Here is a 3,123-nt window from a genome sequence, read left to right on the forward strand (position 1 = left end):
AGACATCGCTACAACACTCTACTTCTCGTGCATCTCACACACAATCTTTAAATATACAGTAGCGTGTTGTCAAGTTGGGGCGATCCCAGTGATGAGTAACCAACAAAGTCAAAAGATCAGAGGTAGAAGTTTGCTGATTTACTTAGGCTTTGTTTGATCGAATTTTATTAAGGAAATTTACGAATACTCTAGGTAAGGATTGTTATACGGAAAATATGTATAATATGTAGTTAACCAGCTTCATTTCTGACTGAGGTCAATGGTTAGAGGTTATGTGTTAATGTTCAGCACCTAGTTGCGATGAAGTTAACGGTTAGTATAGTTTCAACATTGGGAGTAAAGCAATTGGCACTTTGTATCTTAGGTAATTTAGAATGACTAACTCATCAAATCCTCAAACTAATGAGGATACCGAATTGTCCGAAGCGCAGTTTGAAAAAAATGAACCAGTCAAATGGTTTGATAGCGATTCTCAGCCTGATGAGACATATTCAATCAATGAGTATGAAATAACTACATCGCCTAATGATTTTAATATTAAGACGATGTATGACTTTATAAAATCTGGCGCTATCAATATTCCAGGTTTCCAACGTAATTATGTCTGGGATATTAAAAGAGCTTCAAAACTAATTGAATCTATCATAGTTGGCTTACCTATTCCACAGATATTTCTTTATCAGGAATCAAGAAACAAATTTTTGGTAATAGATGGGCAACAACGCTTAATGTCTCTCTACTATTTCATTGAGCAACGCTTTCCAAAAGACGAGAAGAGAACTATTTTGAGGCGAATTTTTGAAGAGAATGGCAAGATTCCAGATGAAATTCTGGGAGATGATGCCTATTTCACCAAATTCAACTTGCAATTGCCCTCAAGTTTACCAAATCATCCCAATAAGTTAAATAAAATCAACTACTCAACCCTAGATGAATATAAGATCGCATTCGATTTGCGAACTATAAGAAATATCATAATCAAGCAGAATTTTCCAGAAGAAGATGATTCTTGTATATATGAAATTTTTAATCGCCTAAATTCTGGCGGTATAAATTTAAAACCTCAAGAGATTAGGACAAGCTTATATTATTCTGATTTCTACAATATGTTGTATCGGCTCAATACTCTACCTGCCTGGCGACGAATAATTGGAGTTGACGAACCGGATCTGAATATGAAAGACATTGAAATTCTCTTAAGAGGATTTGCAATGTTAGTTGAGCGCCAAGAATATCAGTCGTCTATGGTGAAGTTTCTCAATAGCTTTTCTAAGAACTGTAAAAAATTGAGAACTGAACAGATAGATTACCTTGAAAGGCTATTCCACTCTTTTTTAGAGGCTTGCTCAGAATTGCCAGAAAAAGCATTTTATCGAAAGACAACTAATAAGTTTAATATTTCTATTTTTGAAGCGGTATTTGTCGCTCAATGTGGACATTTTTTTGAAACACGTCAGCTTGTTGAAGGAAAGATAGATACTGAAAAGCTCGAAGAACTAAAAAGTGATACAGAGTTTGTAGAAGCCATACAATCTCAAACTACCAGTAAGGAAAATGTCAACAAAAGATTACAAAAAGCGGCAATTATTCTGCGTAAAGAATTGTGATTTATGATAAGACAAAGTATTGTTGACCGAATTTATCAAGATAATCTAGACCTTCTCAAATTCCTAGAGGAGAAAAACGAGCCATCTTTTATGGTTCAATTTAATACTGTTTTTACCAAAACTTTACTACTCTCAGCAGCCAGCTACTTTGAACATGAGATTTGTAGAATGGTTCAAACATTTATTGAGTATAAAACTCAGAATGATGAATGCATTGTTTCAATAGTTAAACAGAAGGCGATCGAAAGACAATATCACACATATTTCGATTGGGAAGGAAGAAATGCTAACAAATTTTTTTCTTTATTCGGTAAGACATTTAAAGAAAATAGACTGAAAGATGTAAAAAAAGATACTAATTTAGATTCTGCAATTAAGTCATTTCTAGAGCTAGGCAATGAGCGCAATAAGTTAGTACATCAAAACTTTGCAGATTGCACTATCGAAAAGACAGCGGAAGAAGTTTATAAGCTTTATCAGCAAGCAACACTATTTATAGATTTTCTAGATCAGCAATTTAATAGTTTATAGCTTAAAGTTGCCAATTCAAGTAGCGTTATAAGAATCAGCGAATGAGGTTTGTTATCTGCTGCTCAATTTAGGCGTTACGCACCATTTAATCTAAAAAATCGCTATTGAAAACAGTCTATTATTTTACAGTTTTTCTTAAAGCAAAATGCAAGCAAAATCTAAAAACCAGACTCTATAAGAGTTATACTATCTAAAGCATAAAAACAGATTATTCTTAGATAACCCTGCAACTTGCATTTAGACTAGAAATAGGCTCTTTTTTCTCCCACCGCTAAAAAACCTTACATTATATGATGTTGAAGTGCGATCGCTAGGTTCGGAGTAATCCCAAGAGTGCATTTGACGGAAAGGAAGACCCATCTTTTGGAAGACGTACTTCTCTTTCACACCAGAAGCTACCAAATCAGGCTTCAGCGCTTTGATAAATTCCTCGAATTCGTAAGCGGTAACGTCGTCATAAACGATGGTGCCGTTTTCGATGTAGTGAGTGGTACGTTTGTAGTCGTCATTATGAGCGAACTCATAACCTGTACCAATCATCTTCATGCCCAAGTCTTGGAAAGCTGGGACAACGTGGCGAGGACGTAGACCACCAACCATGATGGCAACAGTCTTACCATCCAAACGGGGGCGGTACTTAGCAACTACCGCATCCATTGTGGGCTGATACTTGGCGATAACTTTCTCAGCGTTTGCTTGGATTGTTTCGTCAAACTTGGAAGCTATTTCCCGTAAAGATTCAGCAATCTTGGTGGGGCCGAAGAAGTTGTATTCCAACCAGGGTATACCGTAAGCTTCTTCCATGTGACGGCTGATGTAGTTCATCGACCGGTAACAGTGGATGAGGTTCATCTTCACATTGGGGGTCATCAACATTTCGTTGATTGTGCCATCACCTGACCACTGAGCGACTACGCGCAAGCCGATTTCTTCTAACAGGATGCGGCTAGCCCAAGCATCTCCACCGATGTTGTAGTCACCAATG

General features: G+C 36.7%; 3 protein-coding genes. 2 read left to right on the forward strand and 1 reads right to left on the reverse strand.

What is annotated here, in order from left to right; translation table 11 throughout:
* Nucleotides 1-374: 374 nt before the first annotated feature.
* Complete coding sequence (locus tag RRG12_RS42250; protein ID WP_420760108.1) at nucleotides 375-1,607, forward strand: DUF262 domain-containing protein; 1,233 nt, start codon at nucleotides 375-377, stop codon at nucleotides 1,605-1,607.
* 3 nt (nucleotides 1,608-1,610) lie between these two features.
* Nucleotides 1,611-2,138 (forward strand): HEPN domain-containing protein, encoded by a 528-nt coding sequence (locus RRG12_RS42255; RefSeq protein WP_420760107.1) that lies wholly within the window; start codon nucleotides 1,611-1,613, stop codon nucleotides 2,136-2,138.
* A gap of 237 nt (nucleotides 2,139-2,375) precedes the next feature.
* Here the strand turns inward: RRG12_RS42255 and RRG12_RS42260 are convergent.
* A partial coding sequence (locus tag RRG12_RS42260) for a nitrogenase component 1 (RefSeq protein WP_420763233.1) occupies nucleotides 2,376-3,123 on the reverse strand: 748 nt, incomplete at its 5' end.

Source organism: Nostoc sp. CALU 546, assembly GCF_048836525.1.